The sequence below is a fragment of the Galactobacillus timonensis genome (genome assembly GCF_900240265.1).
In the GTDB taxonomy this organism is placed as follows: domain Bacteria; phylum Bacillota_I; class Bacilli_A; order Erysipelotrichales; family Erysipelotrichaceae; genus Bulleidia; species Bulleidia timonensis.
This window is the reverse complement of sequence record NZ_LT964748.1, coordinates 1-2,100: the sequence shown is the minus strand read 5'-3', so window position 1 is coordinate 2,100 and position 2,100 is coordinate 1. Positions and strand designations below refer to the sequence as shown.

General features: G+C 50.9%; 2 protein-coding genes. Both read left to right on the top strand.

The window, feature by feature from the left end; all coding sequences use genetic code 11:
* Positions 1-121 precede the first annotated feature (121 nt).
* Positions 122-739, top strand: coding sequence for a purine-nucleoside phosphorylase (locus tag C1714_RS13715; protein WP_245305152.1), 618 nt, complete (start codon positions 122-124; stop codon positions 737-739).
* An 80-nt stretch (positions 740-819) separates the two neighbouring features.
* Positions 820-1,950 carry a BMP family lipoprotein gene (locus C1714_RS13710; protein WP_102343792.1) on the top strand — a complete coding sequence of 377 codons (1,131 nt, stop codon included), beginning with the start codon at positions 820-822 and terminating at the stop codon, positions 1,948-1,950.
* Positions 1,951-2,100: the final 150 nt, after the last annotated feature.

Here is a 2,100-nt window from a genome sequence, read left to right as displayed (position 1 = left end):
AGCCTCTAATGATGGCTGAGTTTTCTATTTTTTTAGTACCAAACTGCCGTCGCTGCGGTACCAATTTACCGCCGGCACGGTTCCATTGATTGCCGTCGACGTCTCCCCAAAAGTCCGCTGTTTGCGTATTGCGGAGCATTATCTGGAGGATGCGGTTCAGTTCAATTCTGTCCGCAATATGTTCGGCTATACAGGTACGTATCAGGGAAAACGTGTATCGGTTATGGGAACCGGCATGGGCTGCCCGTCGATGGGCATTTACAGCTGGGAGCTGATCCATGTGTATGGCTGCAAGAATCTGATCCGGATCGGTACGGCCGGCACCTGGCAGCCCTATGTGCATGTTCGCGATGTCGTCTTTGCGCAGGGCTCCTGCACAACGAGCAACTATCCTGCGCTGCAGGGACTTCCGGGAACATTTGCGCCAATCTGCAGCTTTGAACTGCTGGAAAAAGCGGTCGCTAAGGCAAAGGAAATGGGACTGCACTATCACGTTGGCAATGTTCTTTCATCCGATGTGTTCTATGGCGAAGAACTTCCGCATGCAAAAACGTTCCGTGATATGGGCGTGCTTGCGGTCGAGATGGAATCAGCGGCGCTCTATACCAATGCGGCAGCGGCAGGAGCAAAGGCATTGTGCATTCTGACAATCTCGGATGGTCCGGATGAAGTGACCACGTCTCAGGAGCGGGAAACATCATTTACGCAGATGATGGAAATTGCTCTGTCACTGGCCTAAGACAGAGCGGTGATACTGCTGTACAGATTCTGGTTTCACTCCTTCACGCGCTGAAGGGTAAACATATCAAGGGAGGAAATATGAAAAAGCTGGTTTCGATTGTAATGACGATTTCCATGGCAATGTCTCTCGCTGCCTGCGGAGCAAGTTCTTCTTCTGCAGACACTACTGCCTCTACTGCGGCAGCGGATGCAGGTGCGGATTCCAACAAGGGAAAGGTAGCGTTTCTGGTAGGTGCGCTTGGTGATAAATCCTTCTCGGATTCCGGCGAAGCCGGCATGCAGATTCTGAAGAGCGAAGGCTGGGATGAGCACACCTTTGAGCTGGGTGATGCGTCCAAGGCGGACAAGTACGAGGATGAGATTCTTGATGTCATTGATCAGGGCTATGAGTACATCATCGGCTATTCGACCTATATGGAGATTATGGCAAATCTGGCCAAGGAATATCCGGATGTGAAGTTCATCGGCTTCGATGCCAACTGGACTGATGATCAGCTGCCGGACAATATGACCTGCATCTTCTATGCACAGAACGAAGGTTCCTACCTTGTCGGTATGCTGGCTGCCGGCATGACCAAGACCGGAACCATTGCGGTCGATGTTGGTGTTGAGAGCCCGGTCATCAATGACTTCGTTACCGGCTTTGTAAACGGCGTCATCGATTACAATGCGGCAAACGGAACGGATGTGAAGGTTGTTAAGGCGGCGGTTGATTCCTGGAGCGATCCGGCCAAGATGAAGGAAATTGTTCTCGATCAGGCCCGCAACAACAATGCGGATGTCTTCTATCAGGTTGCCGGCGGTTCGGGTGATGGTCTGTTCGAAGCATGCTCGGAGCTGAATGATGTCTGGGCAATCGGCGTTGATTCGGATCAGTATGCTCTGTACAAGGACAGTGAGAACCCGGAGAAGGCAGATGTTATCCTCACTTCGATGCTGAAGGAAGTCGGTAACTCTCTTGTCTCCATCATGCATTCCATTGAGTCCGGTGATGATTCGATGTGGGGTCATACGACGCGCCTCGGCCTTGCGCAGGATTCGGTCGGCATTGCAGATAATGATTACTACGAAGCAAATACACCGGATGAGCTGAAAGCTCAGATCGCTGAAGCGTCGGAGAAGATCAAGAGCGGCGAACTGAAGGTGAAGAGCTATTACGACTTCGCTGATGATACGGAATACAACGCTTACGTTGAAAGCGTAAAGTAATTCGCTGTCAAAAGGATTTGAATTGAAAAGGGACTGTAACAGTTTGAGCATATTTAGAATCTGCTCAGGCTGCTACGGCCCCTTTTCTTGCATGGTGAATGATAGTGCTCGAGCATTCATTCTCCGGCAATATGAAAAAGCGGCTGACGG